Here is a 24,674-nt window from a genome sequence, read left to right as displayed (position 1 = left end):
CACAATTTTATACCAGTGGCGTATGTTTTATACGAATGGCGTTTGTATAATTTACCTATCACAAACAGTTATAAACTATACTATTATAGTATTTTTGCCGTTATGACAATTGCAAAAATTTATCAAAACTTTTTTCTACGCAATCTCTTCGTAAATACGCTCGTATATCTGATTATTCTGGCTTGTATCTACGATGAAGTAAAACTTGACGGTCATGACTGGACTTATATCCTCAGTAAAATTGCTGTTGGTTATTTTCCAACCATTGTCTGGATAACCTGCTTTAATCTTTTTATTATCAAACCTTTTTTATTCCGTAAAAAGTTCAAGCTTTTTTTTACGCTTCTTGTCGTTTACTGGACAGGTTTTTATTATTGTATGACCTGGTTTTTCCCCGAAGTCGGATTAGGAAACTTAAAAACCCTTCAAATATTGTCACTTATTATAAATGGTACTCTTTTCTATTTTGTACACATCTTTATTACTAAAAAAATCACACAGACAGACAAAGACATCATGAATTTTAAGTCGGAGCTTTTGTTTTTAAAACAACAATTGAATCCCCATTTTCTATTGAATGCCATGAATAATCTTTACGGGGAAGCATTGGCAGAACCGGACAAAGTTCCTGACCGAATCCTGAACCTTTCGGATATGCTTCGGTATCAGATTGAAGCGACAAAAAAAGATTATGTTTTAATTGAAGAAGAAATTGCTTTCATAAAAAAATACATTGAATATTACACTTTTAGAAATGAAAGATTGTCTGTAACCCAAAACATCGAAGGTGTTTATGATCTGACCGAGATTCCGCCATTGTTCTTTTTGCCACTGGTAGAAAATGCCGTAAAATTCTCTGCCGAAACTACAGAACCTTTTATTAAACTGGACTTAAAGGTAAAATGTCGAAATTTGACTTTTACTTTAAAGAACAATTATCTGGAATCATCACGGCTTTCGGGCACCGGAATTGGAATTGAAAACCTTAAAAGGCGTTTGAAAGTATATGGTTTAAAACACCATTTGAGCTGTAAAAAAGAGAAAAATATGTTTGTTGTAAAATTAAGTATATGGCAATTACCTACCGCTGTCTCATAATTGATGACGAATCGCCTGCACACAAAGCACTGATTTCGCATATCTCAAAATTTGATGAACTGGAACATTCCGGCAGTGCTTTTAATGGTATGGAGGCTATTAAAATGCTTAATGCCAATCAATACGATATTATTTTTCTGGATATCAATATGCCTATTATTTCGGGTGTAGAATTAATGGAATTACAACCCAACAGACCACTCACTATTGTTACAACTGCGTATTCTGATTTTGCGCTTTCGGCTTACCAAAATGATGCGATTGATTATCTTTTAAAACCTATTTCGCCTGAAAAATTTGCCAAGGCCATAGAAAAAGCCAAAACTTATTTTTCTGGAAACAGCCTTAAAAAAGAAATCAATACCAACGTAAAAACATTCTCCTATCGTATAAACGGACAAATGACAGACATGCCACTCGAAGATATTATTTATATCGAAAGCCTGGGTAACTACATGAAACTCTACAGCACCAGACTTAAATCGCCTGTTATCATTTACGGTTCACTTTCCAACATTGCTTCAGAAATTGAGTGCTCTAACTTTTTACAAGTACATCGCTCTTTTATTGTAAATGTGAATAAAATTACTGCTGTCACTTTTAAAAATATTACTATGCTTAATGGTGAAGTTGTTCCTGTAGGAAGGAAATATCAGATTTTATTGAACAATTTGCCAATTAGATAATTAGATAATTTTTGAAAAGCTCAACTTTTATGGTTGGGCTTTTTTGTTTTTAGTGTTTACACGAGAACGGGTATTTATACTTGGGGATTAGGGTTTATTTTGTGGTATAATTGTCTGGGAATAATTTTTTAGGAGATTATGGATTTACGTAAAGATTCAAATTTATAATTACAGATTTTTGTTTTTAAAATTAACTAACTTAAAAAACTATATGTATTCAACAACTGAAAAAGAAAAAGATTTTTTGAACCAACAAAAATTATTGACAACAAGTTCTTTAAAAGATTTTAATGATCGGGAATTGCTGGAAAAGCAAACTATTTATTTAATGAATATTGAAAAAAGCAATGAAAGAATAAAAGTTAATTTGCAGTTTTGGTTTTATTTCGCAATTATTAGCGGCGTATCCGGTTTATTATTTTTAATTAATTAAAGGTTTTTCGAAGATTTTACACTAAAAACTGTGCAAACCTCTTTAAGTTTATGCAGGCTTTTTTATTCCTTACAAATCAAAATCTACTGACTCATAACTTGTTAAAAAACAATATTTGCCCTCATCCAACATTGTAATTTTAAACTTACTTTTACTGTAACTTTAATTCCATAAATCATGGCTGCTAAAACTACGCTTGATACGCTTTATTTAATTAATGATTCCAATCGAATAGTTTCAATCGAAATAATCGTTGGGGATCAGGGACAGACCTCAACTTTGAGTATTGCTTTAGACAAAGAAGACATTGTTGCTAATCATATTGGCAATTTGCCTAAAACAGCCATTCAGGAAAATAAATTGCTGCACGGAAAAAGTCTTAAAATACAGGCAACGATCACTGATACTTCTAAGGAAACCAATGTAACTTCGTTAAATATAAAGTTGTCCGGCGGTTTCTTAACCCGAAACTATCCTTTATATAAAATGGTTGATAGTGACGGAGATTCAGCAGATTATTATTGCAATATTGAGTTTTTTAACCCTTCAAATTCTTGATCATGAAAATAGCCCTAAAAATTATTTTTGTATCCATCTTGCTGACCAATTTTATACTGGTGGCACAGCAAAAAGACAACAGTCAGGAATTTGATTTATTAAAGGCGCCTATTTCTCCGGTTTCAAACTTATTAGGTTTTTCACAAAGTGATATTGATAAACCTACAGATGTTTCAGCTTTTATGACATCCCTTCAAACAGCGACCAATTCATTTTCGCAATTACCATCTAACTACGCTATTGATATTGCACCGTACTGGCTGTTCAAAAAAAATAGTTTAGGAGATATTTCTACTAAAGGTCTTAGCAATTCTTATGGCAAAAAAGTTTTAAAACAGACTTTGGTATTATCTTTTGCAGTTAAGAACACAGACTCGGTTTCGAATAATTTCAATCCTGAAAGTACATACGGCGCCATGGGTTTCCGATTTTCAATCTATCGGGGAAATTATGACAGTACAACGGTAAGTCAATTAAGGAAAATTGCAATACTGCAGCAGGAAAAACTTACGCTGATGAAGAAAAACCAAACTAAGGTATATGATAATCTTCCTCAGGAAATTGATAGTCTGAAACAAGCAAGAAAAAATATTTTTGCAGGATTCGATACTAAAGATGAATCAAAGGATAATCTATTACTTGGTGAATTATTACTAAAAAAAGCAAGCAAATTAGACTCCGTTATTGGTGCAAAAATAGAAATTCTCCTGGATGATAATAAAGATGCAGAACAATTTACTAAAATAGATTCCAAGGTAAAAGAATTGGCAGGCAAATTTCAACTGGCCAGAGTAAACTTTACGTGGGATATTGCGGGCGGTATCAGTGCCGAATTCAGGAACAAAAATTTTAATAACTCAAAAGTTTACAATACGGGAATATGGACCACTTTTGGATATACTTGGGAAAAAACCGGGTCTTTATTAGGGTTAATAAGATATCTGTATAATCCTGATAAAATTTTCGCATTGGATAATCAGGTTAATGAAATTGATAATATTTCTACTCTTGATACAGGAATTAGATATATTTTTGGAAAATCTCAGTCTAAATTTAATTGCAGTATCGAGGCAATCTACCGAAGTGCCTTGTCACAGGATTCTATTAATTCTTCCTGGAGATTTATAGCAAACGCAGATTATGCCATATTAAAAAATCAGAAACTAACATTTTCTTTTGGACGTAATTACGATGGAACAACAACTAAGGATGGCAATTTAATAGCTGCTTTGGGTCTTGTAGTAGGATTTGGCAATAATAGGTAATTAATATATTTAGTAAATATTATACTATAAATTTCATTTTTTACCATTCCATTAAAATAAAAGCAGATAAATTCTCAATCAGATCATTCTCTTTTAAACAATAACTAAACTTTAATACAATTACCACTTAAAATCAAATTTCGAGTGGTATTTTTGCGTTTAAGAAAATACTACTAAGATTAAAGTATCCAAATTCATATGACACGAGAACATTACATTCCTTTTAACAAGGAATTCTTACTCGATCAACAAATAGCTGCTTTTGCAGAAGATCAAAAAAAAGCAGAAGATTTTAAAAAATTATTCGATATCATCGAACATTACTATCATTATGAAGCTTTTAATCTTAATCGAAATCTAAAACAAAACTATGCTTTATTTGATCCGGATTTAAGTGAGAAAGAACGTGAAGGATTTGTAGGCAAGAGTGATTTTTCGATCTTTAAAGAAACACTTCTTAAAGTTTTAGATCATGGCAACTATCGCCGCGTTGAGCAAGAAGCATTGGACAAAGCTTTTAAAGATTCGGATTTGATTGGTTTAAAACTTTCAATAGACCTTAATGCTTTTAAAGAATATGAACTGTATGTTCGCGGTCATCACAAAGTGAAAGAAAAAATTACTAAACATATTTTCTGGAAAAAAGAAATAGAGATTGAATATTATGATCGCGTTATGATTTATCTAAATTATAATGAAGCCGATTATCTTAAGAAGAAAAAAGTAAAATTAGGAAAGATGCCTGTAGATCCGGGATCGATCGTTTTGAAAATATTTAAACGTGTCCCTAAAAACGATCTTGAAACCATTTTTCCAAATGCAATTCCAAGAATGTCTACTACCGATAAATTACTTCTTTGGATACCAGGAGTTTTTGGTGGAGTGTCACTATTAAGTGCAAAAGTAATTCCGGCTTTGATCAATATGTATGATGCCTATCAAACAGGTGAAGCTATTGATATACTAAACAGTAAAACTTCTTTAAATCAGGGATTAATTGCATTGGGAATTTTATCTGCTTATTGTTTTCGCCAATACAACAATTTTGTAAATAAAAAAATTAGATATTCTAAAATGCTTTCGGACAGCCTATATTTTAAAAATCTGGGAAACAACAGCGGTGCTTTTTATTCGCTGTTAAATTCATCTGAAGAAGAAGTACTTAAGGAAACTATTTTAGCCTATACCTTTTTACACGAAAGTAAAATTCCGTTAACAGCAGAAGAAATTGATAATCAAATAGAATCATGGTTTAAAACTAAACTAAACACAAACCTTGATTTTGATGTAAAAGATGCTTTATTAAAACTAAAAAACATTGGTCTTGGAATTGAAACCAATACTAAATGGGAGGTTATTCCGCTCGACAAAGCTCTGATTAAAATTGATAAATTATGGGATGAAGCTTTTGATTATAACCAAAAATAACTTTCCTGCTTCCAAAAATCACAAGTAAAATTCTCTATCACAAAAGCACAACATACTAGTTGTGTGTTTTTTTGCTTTTTTTAGTTGAAATTCTATACCCGTATCAAGCAAAACCTCAGTGTTTTCAACCTATTATTAAAGTAAAATCCTGTTTATTTTTTTTAAAAAAAGTATTTTATCGGTTTATTTTGTAGTTAATCGATTTAACTCGTAATATTGACCTTATTAATAAATTTAACAAAATCAGTTAGTTTTATTTTTTTTGAAGTCGTTTTCAATCAAAAGTTAAAATTACAAATCATTAAAATCGAGAAAAGAGATGTCTCATACAAGCTATAAAAAAACAAAACATATAACGACAAAAATACTTCTAGTCTTATGGATTTCATTTGTTGTTGCCGCTATTATTGTCTTGCTTTTGCAAAATGAACTTTAACATCTGTCCTTCAAAACCTCAAAGGCGTTGCTATAGGATTGTACGCTTTTGAGAAAAGAAAAACTTGTTCTTAAGAGGGTTCTTGTCAAGAATAAATTCATACAAATTTTTACTATAAAATAAATAAAGTGCTTACCAAATTATTTAAAACAAAAAAGAGAACCATAAGTTCTCTTTTTTGTTTTATGACTAATTATCTCATTGATAATTAATCTGTTTCTGCTTCAGTAAAATCCTCTGCCGTTTCTCCCACAGCAACCAATTCTGGCTTAGAAGCTTTGAGGGCATTGAATCTTTCTAATTGCTCCAACTCTTCTTCTTCACCACTGAAATAAGGAAAAACATCCATAATTGGTGACTCTGAAATAGCCGGAATTGTATAATCGCCCATCGTGTTTTTCATTACTGAAACGGTGTTATCATATGCTTCTTTTACATCATTGGCCTGTACTAACAAATACATGTTTGTTTTGCGTTCTTTTCCAGTTTCTTCATCAAAAGCTATTAATGATACTTTCGATTTAAACCAACGGTCTGCATTTTCGAAAGGATGAATTTCTGCATAATTTGCCACTTTTATATTCGTGATTTTAAATTCTTCACTTACATACGCCTTCATTTCTTCATTAATTCTGCTTTCAGCTTCCGTGTAGGATATTGCGTCTACCAAATAAGGTTCTGTTGTAACCTTTTGTGATCCAATATCATCCGTTTTTCTATATTTTACCTTGCACTCATACCAAATTGCACTCATCTTTGTTTTTTTTAAGGAAGCCAAAGATAGATTTTAACGGAAATAAAATCGTCTTTTCGTAAAATAGATATTCACAATTTTGAAATCCAGAATTTTTAACGAAATTTACAACAAACTCAAAAATATTTAATAGCTTTGATATTCACCTAAACCCTGAAAAATGAGAACATTAGAACAATGGTTTGAAGAATATGCAGTGAGCCACCAAAATCCAAAGAACAAAGCGATACATTATATATGTGTTCCGGCAATTTACTTTTCTATAGTAGGATTATTAATGAGTATCCCGGCCGGGCTTATCTCAAATACTTTAAAATTAAATGCTCCAATTATTGAAAATTGGGCTTTTGTGGTTTTACTTTTTGTACTTATTTTCTATATCAGATTATCAATCGTTATGGCTCTTAAGATTGCTGTTTTTTCAGCACTTTGTCTGATTGCCAATTATTATATCGCACAGTTATTGCCCCTGTGGATATTTTCAATAGGTGTGTTTGTTATTGCCTGGATTGGGCAATTTTATGGTCATAATATTGAAGGCAAAAAGCCTTCTTTCCTTAAAGATATCCAGTTTTTAATGATTGGTCCGGCATGGGTTGTGGAGAATTTGTTTTCTAAGAAATAACTTCTCAACTAAATTTAATATTACGTTATGAAATTTATAGCTATATACTCTAAAGAGCAATATGAATTCATAAAAGAATCCCGTGGGATATTGTTTGAATTTTGTAAAACAATTTCAAATGAAGATTTTGTTAATCAAAATACTTCATTTGGCCGTGGAGGAAGCATTAGAAATCTGTTAGTTCATGTTGCAAACACTTACGAATACTGGATAGCGAATATTGTTTTGAAAAAAAATGTAATCTATGCTGAATACGAAAACTTTAAAACAATACAAGACGTTATTAGACTGTTTGATGATGTAGATAATTTCATGTTGGAATTTATCACAAAAATGGATGATTTTGAAGATGAAATAGTATATGAAGTACAAAACATCAAAAATTCAGCAAAACCGTTTAAGGTTTTTACTCATGTTATTACTCACGAATATCATCACAAAGGGCAAATTTTATCCTTAAGCAGGCATTTAGGCTATACTCCTGTTGACACTGATATAATGCGGTAATTTCTATACCCAAAATAATCATTACCATGAAAATAAACAATCAGGAAGTGAAAATTGAAAATTATGATATTTTTACTTATCGAAGAATTCGACGTGCGATTGGTTATCTGGGAATTAGCCTGCCGATACTGTTAGTTGTTTTGTCTTTTATTTCTTTTTTCGAAACTCCTGTTCAACATTCGATAAGTCATTATTATTATACGAATCTAAGGGAAATTTTTACCGGAGCTTTATGTGCAGTAGGTTTATTTTTGATTTGTTATAAAGGTCGTGGCAATATTTCAGTCTGGAAAAACGACAACTTATTAACTAATATTGCAGGAGTTATGGCTTTAGGAGTAGCTTTATTTCCTACAAATCCTGATATTATATCCGATAAAATGTACAGCCTTATTCCGCTTAATGAAAAATGGATTGGCTGGCTTCACTATGGATTTGCGGCTTTATTGTTTTTAATATTCGCTTTACTGGCTATCAATGTTTTTACAATTCGTCAGGAAAAAGAAATTCAAACTCCTAAAAGTGTCCTGAATGAAAACAACATTTACCGATTTTGCGGCTATTCGATATTGATATTTATTATCATGGTACCTGTAGCGGAAAAATTTTATCTTTTTCCTTATTCGACTTTGGTTTTTGAATCACTTTCGCTTTTTACTTTTGGAATTGCATGGTTAATCAAAGGACGGGCTTTAGGTGATAAAGGTGTTATTGGGCAAAAATTGTATCAGGAAAATAATTCTGTGAGTACCGAAAAAGTTTTTGAGGAGTAAATTATTCTTTTCTTCTACTGAAAACTAAAGCCCTAGACCGGACAGCAGTGGCATCCTTTTGTGGCGGGGTTCGCCATAAAAGATATAGCGAATGGCCGGATTAAGCTTCTAAAATTGTAAAAGCACTTTTTTCTATTAGAAATTATCCCAATTTGTATTTCTGAACGCATTGGGATAATATTTCTATCCAAAATTAAAATGCAACAAAAGGTAAAAATTAAATTTTAGTTTATGAAACTAAATTTGTCTTCAAATATTTTTCCGATAACCGGAATTGGTTTCTTTTGTTCGTTGGCTGCATTGATTATTCCGAAAATCCACAGAATAAAAATGGCGTAACCAATGTAGTTAAGAAAATAAAGCGACGTAACCGTGAACACAACTACAGAAAGTATAATATTTACTGCGAAAGAAAATAGAAAAATTCCGAAGCCCTGCTTAAGATGATACGTTACAAGATCGCTTTTTGGCGTTATGTCTTTGCTTTTTACGAAGGCTATGATCCAACCAATAATGGTGATGTAGCTCAGGATTGATAAGGTTTTATTATTCATTGTTCTAATTATTAGTTGGACCAAAAATAGATACAATGAAACGAATGTGAAACCACCACTTTGTCATGGGTAGCTTTTGGTTGGTATTTGCCGTAGTTAAATTTATATACTGTAAATCGCTGTTGTAAAATTAAATTTCGTCTTTCATCAGTTTGAAAAATTGCTCCTTTTTTGCTCTCGAAATTGGCACAACCGATTTGTCATTCATGTGAATCATTCCTTCGCGGGAATAGCTCAAAATGGCATTTACATTGATAAGATGTGACTGATGTACCCGAAAAAAAACTGGCGGGACCAGAATATCCTCATAATTTTTTAGCGGTTTGGAGACCATGATTTTTCGGCCATCGGTTAGGAAAAAAGTGGTGTAGGAGCCCGAAGTTTCACATCTTAAAATTTGTTCTAATTTCACAACATACATTGCTTCCTGAGTTGGCAAAACAAGTCTGTCAGGCGTTTTAGAAAGATTGGTCTGCAATTCGGTGATTTGCTGTTTTTCCAGAACCCTTTCCTGCAAAATGGCAATACGTTCAATTGCGGTTTTTAGTTCCTGCGGATCTATAGGTTTTAGCAAATAATCAACAGCGCTGTATTTGAATGCGTTGATGGCATGCTGTTCATAGGCCGTAGTAAAGATGAGATGAAAAGCATTAAACGAAATTTGCTGCAGGACCTCAAAACCGGTTCCGTCTTTGAGCATTATATCCATAAAAACCAGATCAGGCTTGAGTCTGTCTATTACCTTTTTGGCTTCATCAACGCTTTCAGCATATCCGATAATCTGAATACTGTCCCCGGCAACCATTTCCAGCATAATCGACAAGGCTTCTCTTAATCGGTGTTCGTCTTCAATAATTATTGTTTTGTATATCATTGTAGTATTGGAATATTTATAATTACGATACAACCCTGCCCCTCAGTTTCCGGATCTCTTTCTTTTACTGTAAAACCGGCATCGGGATTCTCTTTTTGCATTTTTGTCAACCGTTCCTCTGTGATAGTTGTGGATAAAGATTGATGTGCATCGTTGATTTTTAATTTTCCCGAAGCTGCCAGCCCTATTCCGTTATCCTTAATTGTACAGATTAAGCTTTGCCCGTTCTCATCTTCTTTAAAATAAATTTCGATTCGTCCGCGTACATTATTCTCCTGTGGTTTTAAGCCATGTTCGACAGCATTTTCCACAAAAGGCTGAATCAATAAGGGTGGAATTAAAACATCTGTTTCAACAGCATCGTCGCATTCAATTACATAGTCAAAACCATTGTTTAGACGTAGCTGCTGCAGTTCGATGTAATTCTTTAAGGTATTGATTTCTTCTTCAAGAGAAATGGTTTCTTTGCGTGATTGTTCTAAAACCTGTCTGGTGAGTTTTGCAAATTTATTGAGATAAGAAACGGCCGGAATAGTATCTTTTTGCAAAATCATACTTTGGATGTTCCCTAAGGCATTAAAAATAAAATGCGGATCCATTTGCGAGCGCAGCAATCGTCTTTCTAATGATAATCTTGCCGAAAGGTTTTCGATGGTTTCTTTTTCCATCAACTGTACTTTAAGATAGCTATTGGCTTGTTCCTGCTTTAAAAAATCTTCTCTGTTCTGATAATAACGCTGACGGTAGTAATAAGACCTGAACATAAATATTAGTCCTATCAGTAAAACTCCTGCAATGGCATAACCCAACAGCTTATTTTTCTGTTGTAATTCGTTTTCGAGTTCCAGTTGTTTAATACGTTCTGCTTTTTTGGAAGATTCATATCTGGCCTCAGCATTTTGGAGTTTTGACTGTGTCGACTCGTTGTATTTTAACTGATTGTATTTTGCATAAAGCGTATCATAACCATAGTAGGCCTGAAAATCTTTTCGCTTTACCGAAACATCTTTTAAAGAGCTGTAAAATGTAGCTAACAGATAATTATCAGTATACGGAAGGCTTTTTTGATAATTGATTCCGTCAATAAAAAGAAGTTCTGCTTTTATATAATCGCCTTTTTGGGTAAAATAATATCCCTGAAGTCCAATCGCACTTCTATAGATAATTTTTACATTGTATTTTTTGGCAATTGCAGTGGCTTTTTCGAGGTTTTTCAGAAAAGCCTTTTCTTCAATTGGCTGTGGGCTTTTGGTATAAAGATCAGCAAGATTGATATAGGCAACTCCGATGTTGCTTTTACTCACAATTTGATCTGATTTTTTTTCTGCCAAAGAAACTGTCTCCTTAAAAAAATCCATGGCAGCTTCCCAATCTGCTATCCCTCCGGTTTCGAGTTTATCGGTCAAAAAACTTCCAAAAGCTAATCTTGCATACAACTCGCTTTCAGCATCTCCGGATTTTGCAGCATGAACCATTGCTTCTCTCGCATATTTTTCGACTTTTGGAGGTGATGCAGGTGAAAAAAGGTACGAGATATCTGAAGCAATTTTGGCACATTGATCGTGTGCCTTTATTTTAGAAAACAATTTATAGGCTTCCAGAGAATACTCAAGTGCCTGAGGCTTATCATCGATATACGATTTTAAAGACCCCATTGCCCCAGCCGCATATGCTTTTGCCCTAACTTTATTTATTTTCTGCGAAAGGTAATAAGCGGTATCTGCATAATGCAAAAACTGTTTTAAATGCAACAGACGCCTCTGTGTTAATGCCAAATACGAATAACAAATCACTTCATCTTCTTTGTTCTTATTTTTTATTGCCAAACTAAGAGCCTGTTGCTGGATTTTAAGAGAAGCTACAGTATCAGAAAAACGTCTGGCATAACCCTGACTCGCCATTTTTTCGACAGCAGAGACACTTTGCGCCTGCATTGCGATTGTCAATAAAAAGCAAAATAACACCAAAAAAGGGCAGTGAATTTTTCTCGTTTTTTTGAAATCAGATGTAAAAATTTGAAGCATAAATAATGGTAATTGTCGCCAAAGTACAAATTGTGATTAGACTTACCAAACATTTCATCATGGTTTTTAAATGATAAAAAGCTGATTAAAAATACTTAATTGGAGACCAAAAACTGCCAGTTTCCTGATATATTTTAGAATTAACCAAATAAAAATCTAAACATTCCATTTACCAATTCGCAATTGCTATTGGTTTTTGTATGGAGTAATCTTGTTCTGTTAAATTATTTTAAAATCAATACTATCATGAATAAGAAAATCCTTTCACTACTGTTTATCTTTTTCTGCTTTTTTACTCTAATCAGCTACGGTCAAACTGACGAAAAACGTACAAAAATTGAAATCACCGTAAAAGATGGAAATAAAACTATTACAGCAGCTGTTCGCTCTGCAACAGTTTCGTTTACGAGAAACTCAACTTTGCCATCAAAAGATTCGTTAGACAAAACAGATTCAAAAAATCATTATCTGGCAATTGATTTTGAAAAACAAAATATTGCTTTATTAAGCGCTTTTGCTAAAAATAAAAACGGAATCGACGGTGAACTGACTATGACTGATACTTACGGGAAAACGCCATCGAGAAAATTTGAATTTAAAGGTGCAACATTAGATGCCTTAAGCGATCAGCTAAACGGCGATTATTCGAGTTCATATTTTTCACTGAATTGCCGTTCTTTAATTATAGACGGTGTAACCATAGAATAAGTTCCCCATGACGCAGCTAAAATATTTTATAAAAGAGGGCAATAAATATGTCATGAAACGTGAATATGGCTTTTCTATAATGATCAGCACAGGCCTTGCTGCTTTTGCAATAGGCGGAATTTGGATCGACAATATGGCTATGTTCTGGATATTTGGTGTTTTGTCTGTTTGTGCTGTTATATCTATTTGGTCAAAACAGGTTATTATAGATTTAGACACACAGGAAATCATCATCAAAGTAGGACTAATTGGGAAACCTGTTCCTATTGCCCTGAAAGATTTTCAAAATTTTGAACTGATAAGAATGAAGCAATATTTTATTACTATCAACACTTCTCTAAATATCAATTATTTAAAAGACGGAAAAGAAAAAACGCACTTGATTGCTCAGGGCTTTACCACAAGAGCAATGCAGAATCTGGCAAACGAAATAGACGAAATACTTGACAAGAATGAACATACGGGAAAAATATAATATTGAAGAAAACTCAAATTCGTTTTCATTTCAGCCTGTAAAACCACTCCAGAAATTATCATCATGGTTTTTAGCAGGGATTTTTACGGCAGCAATTCTATTGCCATTATTTAGAGAAATACTGGATGAAACTTTATTTTTTGCCCTTTACTTTTTATTAGCCTATGGTGTTATTCATAGTTTATACGATATTCTGATAAGAGCAAAAATTAGCTATACTTTTGATCTGAGAGCTAACTCAGTTTACAGAATGAGTCCTGTTTCTGAAAAGAAAAAAATCATGAAACTGGAAGAAGCTGTGATCTTTGTCAGTTCCGAAATGGGCAGCTGGCATTATAGCCTTGGTGCAAAAAAAAGTCATTTTGTAAAAAGTTATGCGATAAGTGAAAATTTCAGTTCTGGAAAAAAAAGCGATGCGAAGCAGGAAATATATGAAGAACAAATACTGATCAGAATTAACAAAATGATTGACTCTGCTCAGGGTTTAACAAATTAGAATGTGCCAAAAAAGACAATCAATAAAACTGAGGAAATTAATATTAAAAATGAGTATTTAATTAAACAGAATAGTTTACATAGACAGTACGCTTACGATTGCTTTTTCGAATTACCAATTGGTAGATAATAGAGTAAACCAATACCTGTTAAAAATAATATAAAAGAAGCGACAAAAGCAGGAATAAGAATTTCTTTATTATTATCCAAAGCATTGTTTAAGGAGGCATACAATTTAGAATGTTTTCACATTTCTACTACACTATTGTTTCTGACAGCTCTATGCAAATAAGCACCCAGCGAATCCTCAATTTTCAGATAACGTTTTTCATTCCAAAAGTCAACGAATATATCCTGCACTATGTCTTGCGCCATATCATAGGAGTCACAATATCTCACAGAATAGACACAAAGTATATCATAATACTGATCAAAAAGTATTTTGTAGGCTGAAGCATCTCCTTTTTTTAGTTTCACTAATATTTCGGATAATCCAGAAAAGCTTTTCACGAATTGTTCATTATTTTCAGAAAAAAAATACAATCTGGAAAGTATTAGAGGATCTGTTAGCCTAAAAAAACAAGGGAAGCTAAAATCCTTAATTTACATGGAACACACATCATTGCTTTTTTTATATACTTTAAAGTTTATGTTTAAAAGATTTAAGTACCAAAAATTACAACCAATAATTAAGAAACAATAATTTACATCTAAAACAAAAAAGGACAAATCAGAAAAACTGACTTTATCCTTTTAGTGAACACCTTGGCACAACATTCGAACCTTATGTTCGAAGGTTTCAATATTTTAAGTAAGGTGACAGAGATTGAAAAATATAAATGCTTAACTTTCAAAGTTATACACAAGCATTAAATAGACTTGAATCGCTTAATTATGTAATTGATTTTTGAGAGCGTATAGCTTGCTTCTAAGATTTTTCAACATTAGAGGGTCAGAGACTTTGCCTTTAGTTCTAGTTAAAAAAATGGGCTCTCCGATATTCATCTTTAAAGTATGTCCTTGTTTATTAAAGAGCTCCGAGATCAGTTTTAAAGTTTGTAACATGGGATGAATTGATTTTAACATACCGAAGAAAAAACCATTATTTCCATGAAAATATATAGGTAAAATAGGAACGTCTGCTTTACAGATAATTTTTCCTACCACAGGATGCCATTCCGGATCTGTGATTTTACTCGTCTTAAAATCATAAGATGAAACTTCTCCGGCAGGAAATATTGCAACAGGAATACCTTCTGATAAAGTTTTGAGTGTCATTTTTAATCCCGTAATACTCGCAGAATTTTGCACATTTTCAAATGGATTTACCGCAATAATGCATTTCTCAAGATTTGGTATTTCCTTTAATAAAAAGTTCCCCATATACAATGTATCAGGACGTATCTTCGCAATTGTACTTAATAAAGCCAATGATTCAATACCCCCATAAGGATGATTTGCAACAACTATAAATGCTCCTTCACGAGGAATGTTTAATAATTCAGCAGGATCAAATTGAACTTTTACACCAATTTTCATTAAAACATAATTAGCAAAATCTGCGCCCTCAAGATTACCAGCCTCTTTTACAACTTCATTTAAGTTGTTAATCTTCATTACTTTCATTAAATAAGAAGATAATCCCGGGATAGGAATTTTAGAAAGGCCAGCAGCTTCAGAAAATTTTTCTTTAGATATCAGTGTCATATGTTGTAACGGTTAAGGTTGAATACGAAAGCTAATAAACCTAAAAAGAACTAAAACTAGCAATGGTTATTGATAAATCTTGTTTACTATAACGTTATGACTAGAAACAAGAATTTTGTGTTATGAAAGGGAGAGATGGTTAATCATCTGCATATTCTTTATCGCAATCGTGGGTAAAGATACTCGATTTTACATGCGAAAGTTCAATAAGTAAATAAAACAATTATGAAAAGTACGGATTTCTTAACATTGTCTTTGTAATTATAGAAATAAAAAAAGGTAAAATACATTATGTATTTTACCTTTCTTGTGACCGCGACAGGGTTCGAACCTGCAACCCTCAGAGTCGAAATCTGATATTCTATCCAGTTGAACTACGCAGTCAGTATTATAATAATTAGATTGTATTATCTTAATTATTAATTTAAACTAATAATTTTTTCACAATTGCAGAAATGGTTTTTCCTTCGGCAGTTCCGCCCAATTGAGCAGACGCCAATCCCATTACTTTGCCCATTGAAGCAATACCTGAAGCTCCGGTTTCAGCAATAATCTTAGCGATAATGCCTTCAACTTCTTCTTCACTTAACTGAGCTGGTAAAAACTTCTCGATTACCGCAACCTGAGCCAATTCTGGTTCAGCTAAATCAGGACGGTTTTGCTCTGTAAAAATTCGAGCACTTTCTTTACGTGTTTTAACTAATCTCTGAAGTAATTTAATTTCTTCATCTTCTGACAATTCTTCTTTAGAACCAGATGCAGTTGAAGCTAATAATAATTCAGATTTAATGGCTCTTAATGACTCTAATGCTACTGTATCTTTTGCTTTCATGGCAGTTTTAATCTCATCCATGATTTGTACTTGTAAACTCATCTTTAATTATTTTATTTAAATAAGCTTAGTTGATGCTTATCCTATTCATTTGGATTTGTTTTGACTTGGTTTGCACTGAATTAATAGATCCATTTTCAATATTTTTAAATAGCTATTCAAAAAGTCAAATTCTAAATTCTGTGCGAAGATAAAAAAAATAACCCGAAAATTAAATCCAATTTTCGGGCTATCCAAATATTATGATTTTTAAAACTAATCTACGTTGTCGTGTAAGAAAGAATTATTTGAACGTAATTGCAAATCATTATTACTATCTGTTCCGACTGAGATTCTGGAATTAGTGTTATTTGACTGTGAATTAGACAAATCAATTCCTAATCTTTTGTAAGCAGGCTCTTTTTCAAGCTCATCAATTCTCGAAACGTTATTATGAAATTTATAATTAAATTCTTTTAATTTCTTTCTTCTTTCCTCAGCTCTTAAGCGCAGAGTTTCTTCAATTGTCAATTCCAGAGGAGAAATTTCTGAAGTCGTTGTAAAATCAGGTTGGCTTTCAAAATCACCTCTTGGTTTCAATGTGATATTTAATTCTTCCGGAACTACACTTTCTATCACTTTTTCAACTGGTTTTGAACCCATTAAATCATTCTCAACCTCCATATATTCTTCCAGTGAATATTTGATGATTCCATTTTCAGAAAGTTCTGTTACCGGCACAAATGAAACTGGCTCGTTTACTTTTATATTACGAGTCTCATTTGTCAATTCAAATAAAATTTTATTATCCTCAACAACCAGCGATGCTTTTTTCACTTCAGGTTCAGCTCTAAAAAGTGGCAAATCAAAAGAAAAAGCAGTCTGCTCTTGTCTTTCGAAAACTCTTTGCTCAACTTGTTTCGTTTCCTGAAAAGATTGCACTTCCGGACTTGAAATAGTAAAATCAATATCTGTAATTGGTGAAACGATTTCAAAAGTTACATCAAGATTTTTGATAAACTCTGACATCACCACTAATTCTTCCTGATTAATTGTTGGTGTAACTACCGGAGCAACCGGGGTTTGTACCACAGGAGCAACAACCGGATCTTCCATCAAATCAAAAACAATTTTTTCCTCTGATTTTATTACTGGTGTTTCAGTATTTAAATCAAAAGAAGCAAGAGACCTGTTTGTTAGATTATGAACACTTCTTTGCTCATCTTCTAAGGTATGAATAATTTTTTTAGGCTCAGTATTTACTATTTCGTTTTGTTGTTCAACATCAAAACCTGTAGCAATAATAGTTACAGCAATAGCTTCTCCCAGAGTTTCGTCTTCACCAACTCCCATGATAATATTAGCATTATAACCTGCTTCTGCCTGAATATGATCATTGATTTCTCCTATTTCATCAAGCGTTATTTCATTAGATCCAGAAACGATAAGCAACAATACGTTTTTGGCTCCTGTAATTTTATTATCATTTAACAATGGAGAATCTAATGCAGACACTATAGCATCTTTAGCTCTATTGTCACCCTCTGAAACTGCTGATCCCATAATAGCGGTTCCGCTGTTTGCCAAAACCGTTCTGGCATCACGTAAATCGATATTTTGAGTATAATGATGCGTAATTACTTCGGCGATTCCTCTTGAGGCTGTTGCCAAAACTTCATCCGCTTTTGAGAATCCTGCTTTAAAACCAAGATTTCCGTATACTTCTCTTAATTTATTATTATTGATTACAATTAGCGAATCAACCTGCTTACGTAATTTTTCAATTCCTATAAGCGCTTGTTCCTGACGTACCTTCCCTTCAAACTGAAAAGGAATTGTAACGATACCTACCGTTAAGATTTCTCTTTCTTTTGATAATTGTGCTATAACAGGAGCAGCACCCGTACCGGTTCCACCACCCATACCCGCAGTAATAAATACCATTTTAGTACCACGATCAAGCATCTTTTCGATATCAGCGATACTTTCAATAGCCGATTGTTGTCCTACATCAGGATTTGCACCTGCTCCAAGACCTTCTGTTAAATTTACTCCTAACTGAATTTTGTTAGGTACCGAACTATTTTGAAGTGCTTGTGAATCTGTATTACAAACGATGAAATCAACACCCTTAATACCTTGTTTAAACATATGATTGATAGCATTGCTACCGCCTCCACCTACACCTATTACTTTGATAACATTTGATTGGTTTTTTGGTAAATCAAATGAAATACTTCCAAATTCTGAGTTGCTCATCATCTTTTTGGTTTTGAAATTCTTATTTAATACATTTTTTACTTCTTGACTTGGGGCCAATAGTAATTCCTTTTCTTTATTCTGCGTTATCTAAAAAATCTTTTATTTTATCGACATATCTGTCAAAAAATGATCTTCTGATTTTTATTTCGGTAGATTCTTCTACAACTACATTATTTTTAACTTCTCTTGGTTGTTCAATAGTTTCAACTCTTTCAACGTAGTTTTCTTCAACTTCGTATCGCTGTTGCGTTACCGGAGGAACATTTCTGTAAACCACCCTTGGCTGCTCATTTACAACCTCCATTCTAACAGCGCTTTGCGTACTGTTTTCAATACTGTTCATTACTAATCCAACAGCAGTTGCAAATAACGGACTAGAGATTTCTTCACTTGAATTACCTGCTAAATGCTCGTTTGGATATCCAATTCTGGTATCCATCCCTGTGATATATTCTACTAACTGCTTAATGTGTTTTAACTGGGCTCCTCCGCCTGTAAGTACAATCCCGGCAATTAATTTTTTACGTGGATCTTCATGCCCGTAAGCTTTAATTTCAGCAAAAACCTGTTCTATTATTTCTACAACACGAGCGTGGATAATTTTAGATAGATTTTTAAGCGAAATCTCTTTTGGCTCTCTTCCTCTTAAACCCGGAATAGAAACAATTTCGTTATCTTTATTTTCTCCAGGCCATGCTGAACCGAATTTTATTTTTAAAAGTTCTGCCTGCTTTTCAATAATCGAACAGCCTTCTTTTATGTCTTCTGTAATTACATTTCCTCCAAAAGGAATAACTGCAGTGTGACGAATAATACCATCCTTAAAAATGGCTAAATCTGTTGTTCCGCCACCGATATCGATAAGTGCCACACCAGCTTCTTTTTCTTCCTGACTTAAAACAGCATCTGCAGAAGCTAATGGTTCTAAAGTCAATCCTGATAATTCAATTCCCGAGCTCTGAATACATCTTCCAACATTTCTAATTGAAGATGCTTGTCCTACTACAACGTGAAAGCTTGATTCCAGTCTTCCGCCGTACATTCCAATTGGCTCTTTTATCTCAGATTGTCCATCGATTTTAAATTCCTGAGGCAAAACGTGAATGATTTCCTCTCCCGGCAACATAGCCAGTTTATTTACCTGATCAATCAAAAGCTGAATGTCTTTTTCGCCAATCACTTCCTCAGGATTACTACGGCTAATATAATCTGTATGCTGTATACTTCTAATGTGTTGTCCGGCAATCCCTACAACTACATCCTTAATTTTGTACCCTGAATTATTTTCGGCTTCCAGAATAGCTTGCTGAATGGATTGAATGGTCTGCGTGATGTTATTTACAACACCTCTCGCAACACCCAGACTTTTGGATTTACCAATACCCAGAATTTCCAATTTCCCATACTCATTCTTCTTGCCTATCATGGCAACTATTTTTGTTGTTCCAATATCTAGACCTACTGCAATGTTATCTTTTTCCATTTTCTATTATTTTGTGCAAACTACTTGTTCCGTAAACCTGAGATCAATTTTATTGTATTTATATAACGAACTATCTAAAACTGCTTTTTGAAAAAAGGCTTTATAATTCCTGAATTTTTCATCAACATTCATCGTTCTTCCAAAATCAATGATGTAATTATAATTTCTATTAAACATTTTTAAGCTGCCATTAGGCATAATTTCGATTGCAATGATGTTTTTTTTCAAAAACGCATCGTCATAAATTGTGCGAAATAGGGCAGCTAAATCTTCGTTATTTTTTTTATTTATTGTTCCCGAAACAAGAGGAACACGCGCTGTAAAATTGTCTGACAAAGGCATTTTATTTCCCTCATAGTCAATATAGAAAGAGCCTGCACCATCATAAACTCTTACTATCGGTGTTCTCTGTTTTACCCGCGCTTTTAGAACTCCATCGATACTTACAAAAACATCTGACTTTTCAATCATCTCTTGCGTATCAAGGGTTTTTTCTATTTTATTCAAATCTAACTCATCTTTTCGGATACTGGAAGCGTCTCTTTTATTTTCTATCAACAATTTATTAACCGTTTCAGGCTTCACAAAAAGCATATTATCTCCTACAAAAACCACCATGGATTTCTTCAGTTTTCGATCTCCGTTTCGATGTTGCGCAAACGAATACAGAAACAAAACAAGTCCGAAAATAAGTACTAATCTTATGTTTGTCCAGTTAAATATTTTCATTCAGCATCTTTTTAATTGAAGGTACCATTTCACCAATATCACCAGCCCCTATTGTCACAATTATTGGCGCATCACTGGTTTTAACAGCAGCCAATAAATCTTCTTTAGCAACAATTCTTTTGTTCGAATTTGTCATTTTTTCCAACAGCCAGGACGATGTAATTCCTTCCATTGGTAATTCTCGTGCCGGATATATATCCATTAATAGTACATCATCAAATTGAGACAGGCTTTCAGCAAACCCATCAGCAAAATCCCTTGTGCGGCTGAATAAGTGCGGCTGAAAAACAGCCAGTACTTTTTTACCTGGATACAACTCCCTAACTGCCTGATGAACAGCATTTATTTCTGTTGGATGATGTGCATAATCATCAATATATACTAATTTATCAGTCTTAATCTGATAAGAAAAACGTCTTCTGATTCCATTAAATGAAGCAAGTGCTTTTGCAATAGAATCTGTAGGCGTACCATAAGTTCTTGACATTGCAATAGCCATTAATGCATTCATCAAATTGTGTTTTCCGGGCAAGCCAAAACGCAGATCCTTCATTATTTCTGATGGAGTCTGAACATCAAAAACATAACTTCCGTCTTCAATTCGAACATTGTAAGCTTTATACACAGCATTTTCATTTATGGCGCATTGAACACCATTTAGAGGCAACTCTTTTGTTATAAACAGCTTATTTACATCTTCGACTTTAGAAGCAAATTCAACAAACGAAGCTTCAATTGCATCACTTGTACCATAAATATCCAAATGATCGGCATCCATAGAAGTTATACAGGCTATATCCGGATGAAGGTGCAAAAATGACCTGTCAAATTCATCTGCTTCTACAACTGTAACTGTCTTTCCTGTTCCAATCAAATTGGAATTGTAATTCTCAACAATTCCGCCTACAAAAGCTGTAACATCCGCACCGCTTTCATATAAAATATGCCCTAAAATACTGGATGTTGTTGTTTTACCGTGTGTTCCGGCCACTGCAAAACTAAAAGTATCTCTGGTAATAATTCCTAAAACCTCAGCACGCTTTTTAACTTCGTACTGTCTTTCTATAAAATAATTCCATTCTGAATGGGTTATAGGAACAGCAGGTGTAAAAATGACTAATGTATTTTCTACAAAATAATCCCCCGGAATCAAATTAATATTATCCTCAAAATGAATATCGATACCACTCTCCATCAATTCATTTGTTAGCATTGATGGTGTCTTATCGTAACCTGAAACTTTTTTCCCGATATATTTAAAATAACGGGCCAAAGCACTCATACCGATTCCTCCGATGCCAATAAAATAAACGTTTTGTATTTGATTTAAATTCATTTCAATTTTAATTTTGAGCTATTTACATAATTAAAAAACTAGTAATTAAGCTTTTGTGTTTTCTTTATTTAATAACTCAAAACGCCTAAAAATAACGTTCTGATTTGTTTTTCGTGTTGTATAATTATAGTTTAAAGTTATATTATAACAACTTTATAATTTCATTTACAATAATTTTTGTCGCATTTGGCTTAGCCAGTTTTTTAATATTTTCGCTTAATTGTTTTTGTTTACCCTGATCTTTTATTAAAGCTTCAAAAACAATATTAAACTGAGTTTCCAATTCTGTTTCTTTCAGTAAAATTGCTCCTTTTGCATCTACAATAGCCTGAGCATTCTTAGTTTGATGGTCTTCAGCTACATTTGGAGACGGAATAAAAATTACTGGCTTCCCAACAATACATAATTCCGATACCGATGATGCTCCTGCACGGGAAACAATTACATCTGCAGCAGCGTAAACAAAATCCATTCTTTCAATAAAATCAACCACTTTTATATTTGACTGATTGTGTTTTTTATAATCCTCAAAATATAATTTTCCACACTGCCAAATCAACTGAATATCTTGCGAAACAAAATTTTGCAATTCTTTTTCAACTAACTGATTAATTCTTCTGGCACCTAAGCTTCCTCCTAAAATCAATAATGTTTTTTTATTAGGATCTAAACCGTAATAAGAAATCGCTTCTTTTCTTTTACTATCAATATCAATTAAATCCTGACGAACAGGGTTTCCCGTAAGAACTATTTTTTCTTTTGGAAAAAATCGCTCTAGATTTTCATATGCAACACAAATTGCATTTGCTTTTTTGCTTAGCAATTTATTTGTTATCCCCGGAAACGAATTCTGTTCCTGAATTACTGTAGGTATCCCTGCCGAACCAGCTGCCTGCAGTAAAGGTCCGCTGGCAAAACCACCTGTTCCTATTACCACGTTTGGCTTAAACTGTTTGATAATTCTTCTTGACTCTAATAAACTAGATGCTAATTTTAAAGGAAACATCAAATTTTGCAATGTCAGTTTTCTTTGTAAACCAGCAATCCAAAGCCCTTTTATTTCGTAACCTGCCTGAGGCACTTTTTGCATTTCCATTTTATCCTTGGCACCTACAAAAAGAAACTGGGCATCAGGAAATTGTAATTTTAACTCGTTTGCAATCGCAATTGCAGGATAAATATGTCCTCCTGTCCCTCCACCACTTAGTATGAATTTATACTTTGTCATATTATTTTAAAGGCTATAGTATTTAAAACTATTCTCTTTTTAAATTTTACTTATTCAATACCGCATTCATTGGATTTCTGGAATTATCTTCAATAGAATACCTCAATCCTTCTTCTTCATAAATTTCATCGGCCGGCAAATCTTCTTCAGCCAATTCTTTATCTATTAATCGTTGAAGTGCTTCTTTTCGTTTTTCCTTCTCTTCCCTTTCTTCTGCAATTTCTTCTTCTTTTTTGGTCACACTTATAATAATTCCAAGAGCAAAACAAGTCATCCAAATCGAACTACCTCCACTACTTATCAGTGGAAGCGTTTGCCCTGTAACCGGTAATAATTCGACCGCAACAGCCATATTGATCATTGCCTGAAATATCATCGGAAAACCAAGTCCAACAACAACTAATTTTCCAAACAAAGTATTTGCTTTATGAGATGCAATTACAAATCGGAATAACAGCAACAGATACAAAATCAATATTGAAACTCCCCCAACTAAACCATATTCTTCAACTATAATAGCATAAATAAAATCGGAAGATGATTGCGGTAAAAAGTTTTTCTGAACACTTTTACCTGGTCCTAAACCACCTAATCTTCCTGAAGCGATCGCAATTTTTGCTTTTTCGATTTGATAATCATCTTCATCAGGTTTATCTGTTGTAAAATTCATAATACGACTTTCCCAAGTCGATACCCTGCTGAAGAATCTTGAATCCGGAAAAGCTTTCGCCACCAAAAGAAAAAATACCAACATTGCAATTCCTGAGCCAATAATAAAACCGATATATTTTAATGGATATTTACCAATGAAAGTCAGCATCATAACCATACAAAAAATCAACGCTGTTGTCGAAAAGTTTGCCGGTAAAATAAGCGCCAATGTGATAAAAACCGGTAACCAAAGCTGTATTAATGAAACCTGAAAAGGTTCGTTTTCTTCTTTGGTTTTTGACAAGTAACGTGCCACGAAAATAAAAAGAACAATAGAAGCTAAAGTTGAAGTCTGAAAGGTGATCCCAATAAATGGTACCTGAATCCAACGACTTGCATTTGCTCCGGCAATTACAGTTCCTTTTAACAAAGTATAAAGTAATAAAAACCAGACTACAGGCAATGCTATTTTTGATATAGCCCTGAAATAATGATACGGCACTTTGTGCACCCAATAAATGATCAAAAATCCAATACAAATATGCGCCAGATGTTTTACAAGATACCCTAAAGTATTTCCCGTTCCATGACCTATATAAGCTAAATTACTACTCGCACTAAAAACAGGCATAAACGAAAACAATGCCAATAAAGCCACAAATGACCATATTACCCTATCTCCTTTTAATTTGTTAACCAGCTCTTTCATAATCACTTTTATTTCAGGTTTCTCTTGCCTCAGGTTTTAAGTTTCTTCATAAAGCAAAACTAAAA

At 33.2% G+C, this 24,674-nt stretch carries 25 protein-coding genes and 1 tRNA gene; 12 read left to right on the top strand and 14 right to left on the bottom strand.

Translation table 11 applies throughout. From position 1 onward, the window contains the following. Window positions 1-15 precede the first annotated feature (15 nt). From BXU10_RS11385 to BXU10_RS11360, 6 genes are all read left to right on the top strand, one after another. Window positions 16-1,098: a sensor histidine kinase gene (locus tag BXU10_RS11385; RefSeq protein WP_223255419.1), complete on the top strand. Its 1,083-nt coding sequence runs from the start codon at window positions 16-18 to the stop codon at window positions 1,096-1,098. Further along, window positions 1,071-1,784 (top strand): LytTR family DNA-binding domain-containing protein, encoded by a 714-nt coding sequence (locus tag BXU10_RS11380; protein WP_078227427.1) that lies wholly within the window; start codon window positions 1,071-1,073, stop codon window positions 1,782-1,784. Before BXU10_RS11385 ends, BXU10_RS11380 begins: the two co-directional genes overlap by 28 nt. 178 nt (window positions 1,785-1,962) lie before the next feature. Next, a complete protein-coding gene (locus BXU10_RS11375) occupies window positions 1,963-2,217 on the top strand; it encodes a hypothetical protein (protein ID WP_123921980.1) in 255 nt (84 codons plus the stop codon). A gap of 177 nt (window positions 2,218-2,394) precedes the next feature. Continuing rightward, window positions 2,395-2,775 (top strand): hypothetical protein, encoded by a 381-nt coding sequence (locus BXU10_RS11370; protein ID WP_078227425.1) that lies wholly within the window; start codon window positions 2,395-2,397, stop codon window positions 2,773-2,775. A 2-nt stretch (window positions 2,776-2,777) separates the two neighbouring features. Next, window positions 2,778-4,040 carry a hypothetical protein gene (locus BXU10_RS11365; RefSeq protein ID WP_078227424.1) on the top strand — a complete coding sequence of 421 codons (1,263 nt, stop codon included), beginning with the start codon at window positions 2,778-2,780 and terminating at the stop codon, window positions 4,038-4,040. 198 nt (window positions 4,041-4,238) lie between these two features. Then, window positions 4,239-5,468 (top strand): TMEM143 family protein, encoded by a 1,230-nt coding sequence (locus BXU10_RS11360; protein WP_078227423.1) that lies wholly within the window; start codon window positions 4,239-4,241, stop codon window positions 5,466-5,468. A 644-nt stretch (window positions 5,469-6,112) separates the two neighbouring features. On the opposite strand, the gene BXU10_RS11355 is transcribed toward BXU10_RS11360, so the two are convergent. Further along, window positions 6,113-6,658 carry a DUF4494 domain-containing protein gene (locus BXU10_RS11355; protein WP_031454621.1) on the bottom strand — a complete coding sequence of 182 codons (546 nt, stop codon included), beginning with the start codon at window positions 6,656-6,658 and terminating at the stop codon, window positions 6,113-6,115. Between the two features lie 160 nt (window positions 6,659-6,818). On the opposite strand from BXU10_RS11355, the gene BXU10_RS11350 reads away from it, so the two are divergent. The 3 genes from BXU10_RS11350 to BXU10_RS11340 are packed head-to-tail and all read left to right on the top strand — an operon-like array spanning window position 6,819 to window position 8,563. Further along, window positions 6,819-7,283 (top strand): DUF962 domain-containing protein, encoded by a 465-nt coding sequence (locus BXU10_RS11350; RefSeq protein WP_078227422.1) that lies wholly within the window; start codon window positions 6,819-6,821, stop codon window positions 7,281-7,283. Between the two features lie 27 nt (window positions 7,284-7,310). After that, window positions 7,311-7,790 carry a DinB family protein gene (locus BXU10_RS11345; protein ID WP_189328081.1) on the top strand — a complete coding sequence of 160 codons (480 nt, stop codon included), beginning with the start codon at window positions 7,311-7,313 and terminating at the stop codon, window positions 7,788-7,790. A gap of 26 nt (window positions 7,791-7,816) precedes the next feature. Then, on the top strand, window positions 7,817-8,563 hold the full coding sequence (locus BXU10_RS11340) for a hypothetical protein (RefSeq protein ID WP_078227421.1): 747 nt from the start codon (window positions 7,817-7,819) through the stop codon (window positions 8,561-8,563). A 224-nt stretch (window positions 8,564-8,787) separates the two neighbouring features. On the opposite strand, the gene BXU10_RS11335 is transcribed toward BXU10_RS11340, so the two are convergent. The 3 genes from BXU10_RS11335 to BXU10_RS11325 form a co-directional block, all read right to left on the bottom strand. Continuing rightward, on the bottom strand, window positions 8,788-9,117 hold the full coding sequence (locus tag BXU10_RS11335) for a DUF4870 domain-containing protein (protein ID WP_031454617.1): 330 nt from the start codon (window positions 9,115-9,117) through the stop codon (window positions 8,788-8,790). 130 nt (window positions 9,118-9,247) lie between these two features. Then, a complete protein-coding gene (locus BXU10_RS11330; RefSeq protein WP_078227420.1) occupies window positions 9,248-9,991 on the bottom strand; it encodes a LytTR family DNA-binding domain-containing protein in 744 nt (247 codons plus the stop codon). Further along, window positions 9,988-12,015, bottom strand: a complete 2,028-nt coding sequence (locus tag BXU10_RS11325; protein ID WP_078227419.1) for a sensor histidine kinase — start codon at window positions 12,013-12,015, stop codon at window positions 9,988-9,990. Before BXU10_RS11325 ends, BXU10_RS11330 begins: the two co-directional genes overlap by 4 nt. 246 nt (window positions 12,016-12,261) lie before the next feature. Here BXU10_RS11325 and BXU10_RS11320 point away from each other — a divergent pair, with 246 nt between their 5' ends. Genes BXU10_RS11320 through BXU10_RS11310 form a run of 3 tightly spaced genes read left to right on the top strand, consistent with a single transcriptional unit; the run spans window position 12,262 to window position 13,694 of the window. Continuing rightward, the gene (locus BXU10_RS11320) at window positions 12,262-12,723 is read left to right on the top strand and encodes a hypothetical protein (protein ID WP_078227418.1); all 462 of its coding nucleotides are present in this window, start codon (window positions 12,262-12,264) and stop codon (window positions 12,721-12,723) included. 7 nt (window positions 12,724-12,730) lie between these two features. Next, window positions 12,731-13,198: a hypothetical protein gene (locus BXU10_RS11315; protein WP_078227417.1), complete on the top strand. Its 468-nt coding sequence runs from the start codon at window positions 12,731-12,733 to the stop codon at window positions 13,196-13,198. Beyond that, window positions 13,176-13,694, top strand: a complete 519-nt coding sequence (locus BXU10_RS11310; RefSeq protein WP_078227416.1) for a hypothetical protein — start codon at window positions 13,176-13,178, stop codon at window positions 13,692-13,694. Before BXU10_RS11315 ends, BXU10_RS11310 begins: the two co-directional genes overlap by 23 nt. Before the next feature lie 245 nt (window positions 13,695-13,939). Here the strand turns inward: BXU10_RS11310 and BXU10_RS11305 are convergent, their stop codons facing one another. The 10 genes from BXU10_RS11305 to BXU10_RS11260 form a co-directional block, all read right to left on the bottom strand. Beyond that, entirely contained in the window at window positions 13,940-14,203 is a 264-nt protein-coding gene (locus BXU10_RS11305) for an RNA polymerase sigma factor (protein ID WP_180908268.1), read from the bottom strand. 378 nt (window positions 14,204-14,581) lie between these two features. Then, a complete protein-coding gene (locus tag BXU10_RS11300; RefSeq protein WP_078227414.1) occupies window positions 14,582-15,400 on the bottom strand; it encodes a hypothetical protein in 819 nt (272 codons plus the stop codon). Between the two features lie 310 nt (window positions 15,401-15,710). Beyond that, window positions 15,711-15,784 (bottom strand) — tRNA-Arg (locus tag BXU10_RS11295). Between the two features lie 40 nt (window positions 15,785-15,824). After that, the gene (locus BXU10_RS11290; RefSeq protein WP_078227413.1) at window positions 15,825-16,274 is read right to left on the bottom strand and encodes a GatB/YqeY domain-containing protein; all 450 of its coding nucleotides are present in this window, start codon (window positions 16,272-16,274) and stop codon (window positions 15,825-15,827) included. Window positions 16,275-16,487: 213 nt separating this feature from the next. Beyond that, on the bottom strand, window positions 16,488-18,473 hold the full coding sequence (gene ftsZ / locus BXU10_RS11285) for a cell division protein FtsZ (RefSeq protein ID WP_078227975.1): 1,986 nt from the start codon (window positions 18,471-18,473) through the stop codon (window positions 16,488-16,490). Between the two features lie 73 nt (window positions 18,474-18,546). After that, a complete protein-coding gene (ftsA, locus tag BXU10_RS11280) occupies window positions 18,547-19,956 on the bottom strand; it encodes a cell division protein FtsA (protein ID WP_031454595.1) in 1,410 nt (469 codons plus the stop codon). 6 nt (window positions 19,957-19,962) lie between these two features. Next, window positions 19,963-20,685, bottom strand: coding sequence for a cell division protein FtsQ/DivIB (locus BXU10_RS11275; protein WP_078227412.1), 723 nt, complete (start codon window positions 20,683-20,685; stop codon window positions 19,963-19,965). Next, window positions 20,672-22,021 carry a UDP-N-acetylmuramate--L-alanine ligase gene (murC, locus tag BXU10_RS11270; protein WP_078227411.1) on the bottom strand — a complete coding sequence of 450 codons (1,350 nt, stop codon included), beginning with the start codon at window positions 22,019-22,021 and terminating at the stop codon, window positions 20,672-20,674. The genes BXU10_RS11275 and murC overlap by 14 nt, the downstream gene beginning before the upstream one ends. 142 nt (window positions 22,022-22,163) lie before the next feature. Beyond that, window positions 22,164-23,249 (bottom strand): undecaprenyldiphospho-muramoylpentapeptide beta-N-acetylglucosaminyltransferase, encoded by a 1,086-nt coding sequence (murG, locus tag BXU10_RS11265; RefSeq protein ID WP_078227410.1) that lies wholly within the window; start codon window positions 23,247-23,249, stop codon window positions 22,164-22,166. A gap of 46 nt (window positions 23,250-23,295) precedes the next feature. Beyond that, window positions 23,296-24,609 carry an FtsW/RodA/SpoVE family cell cycle protein gene (locus BXU10_RS11260; protein ID WP_031454591.1) on the bottom strand — a complete coding sequence of 438 codons (1,314 nt, stop codon included), beginning with the start codon at window positions 24,607-24,609 and terminating at the stop codon, window positions 23,296-23,298. Between the last annotated feature and the right edge of the window lie 65 nt (window positions 24,610-24,674).

Origin of the sequence: Flavobacterium sp. LM4 (assembly GCF_002017935.1) — a bacterium.
Taxonomy (GTDB): domain Bacteria; phylum Bacteroidota; class Bacteroidia; order Flavobacteriales; family Flavobacteriaceae; genus Flavobacterium; species Flavobacterium chungangense.
This window is presented reverse-complemented; position numbering and strand designations above follow the sequence as displayed.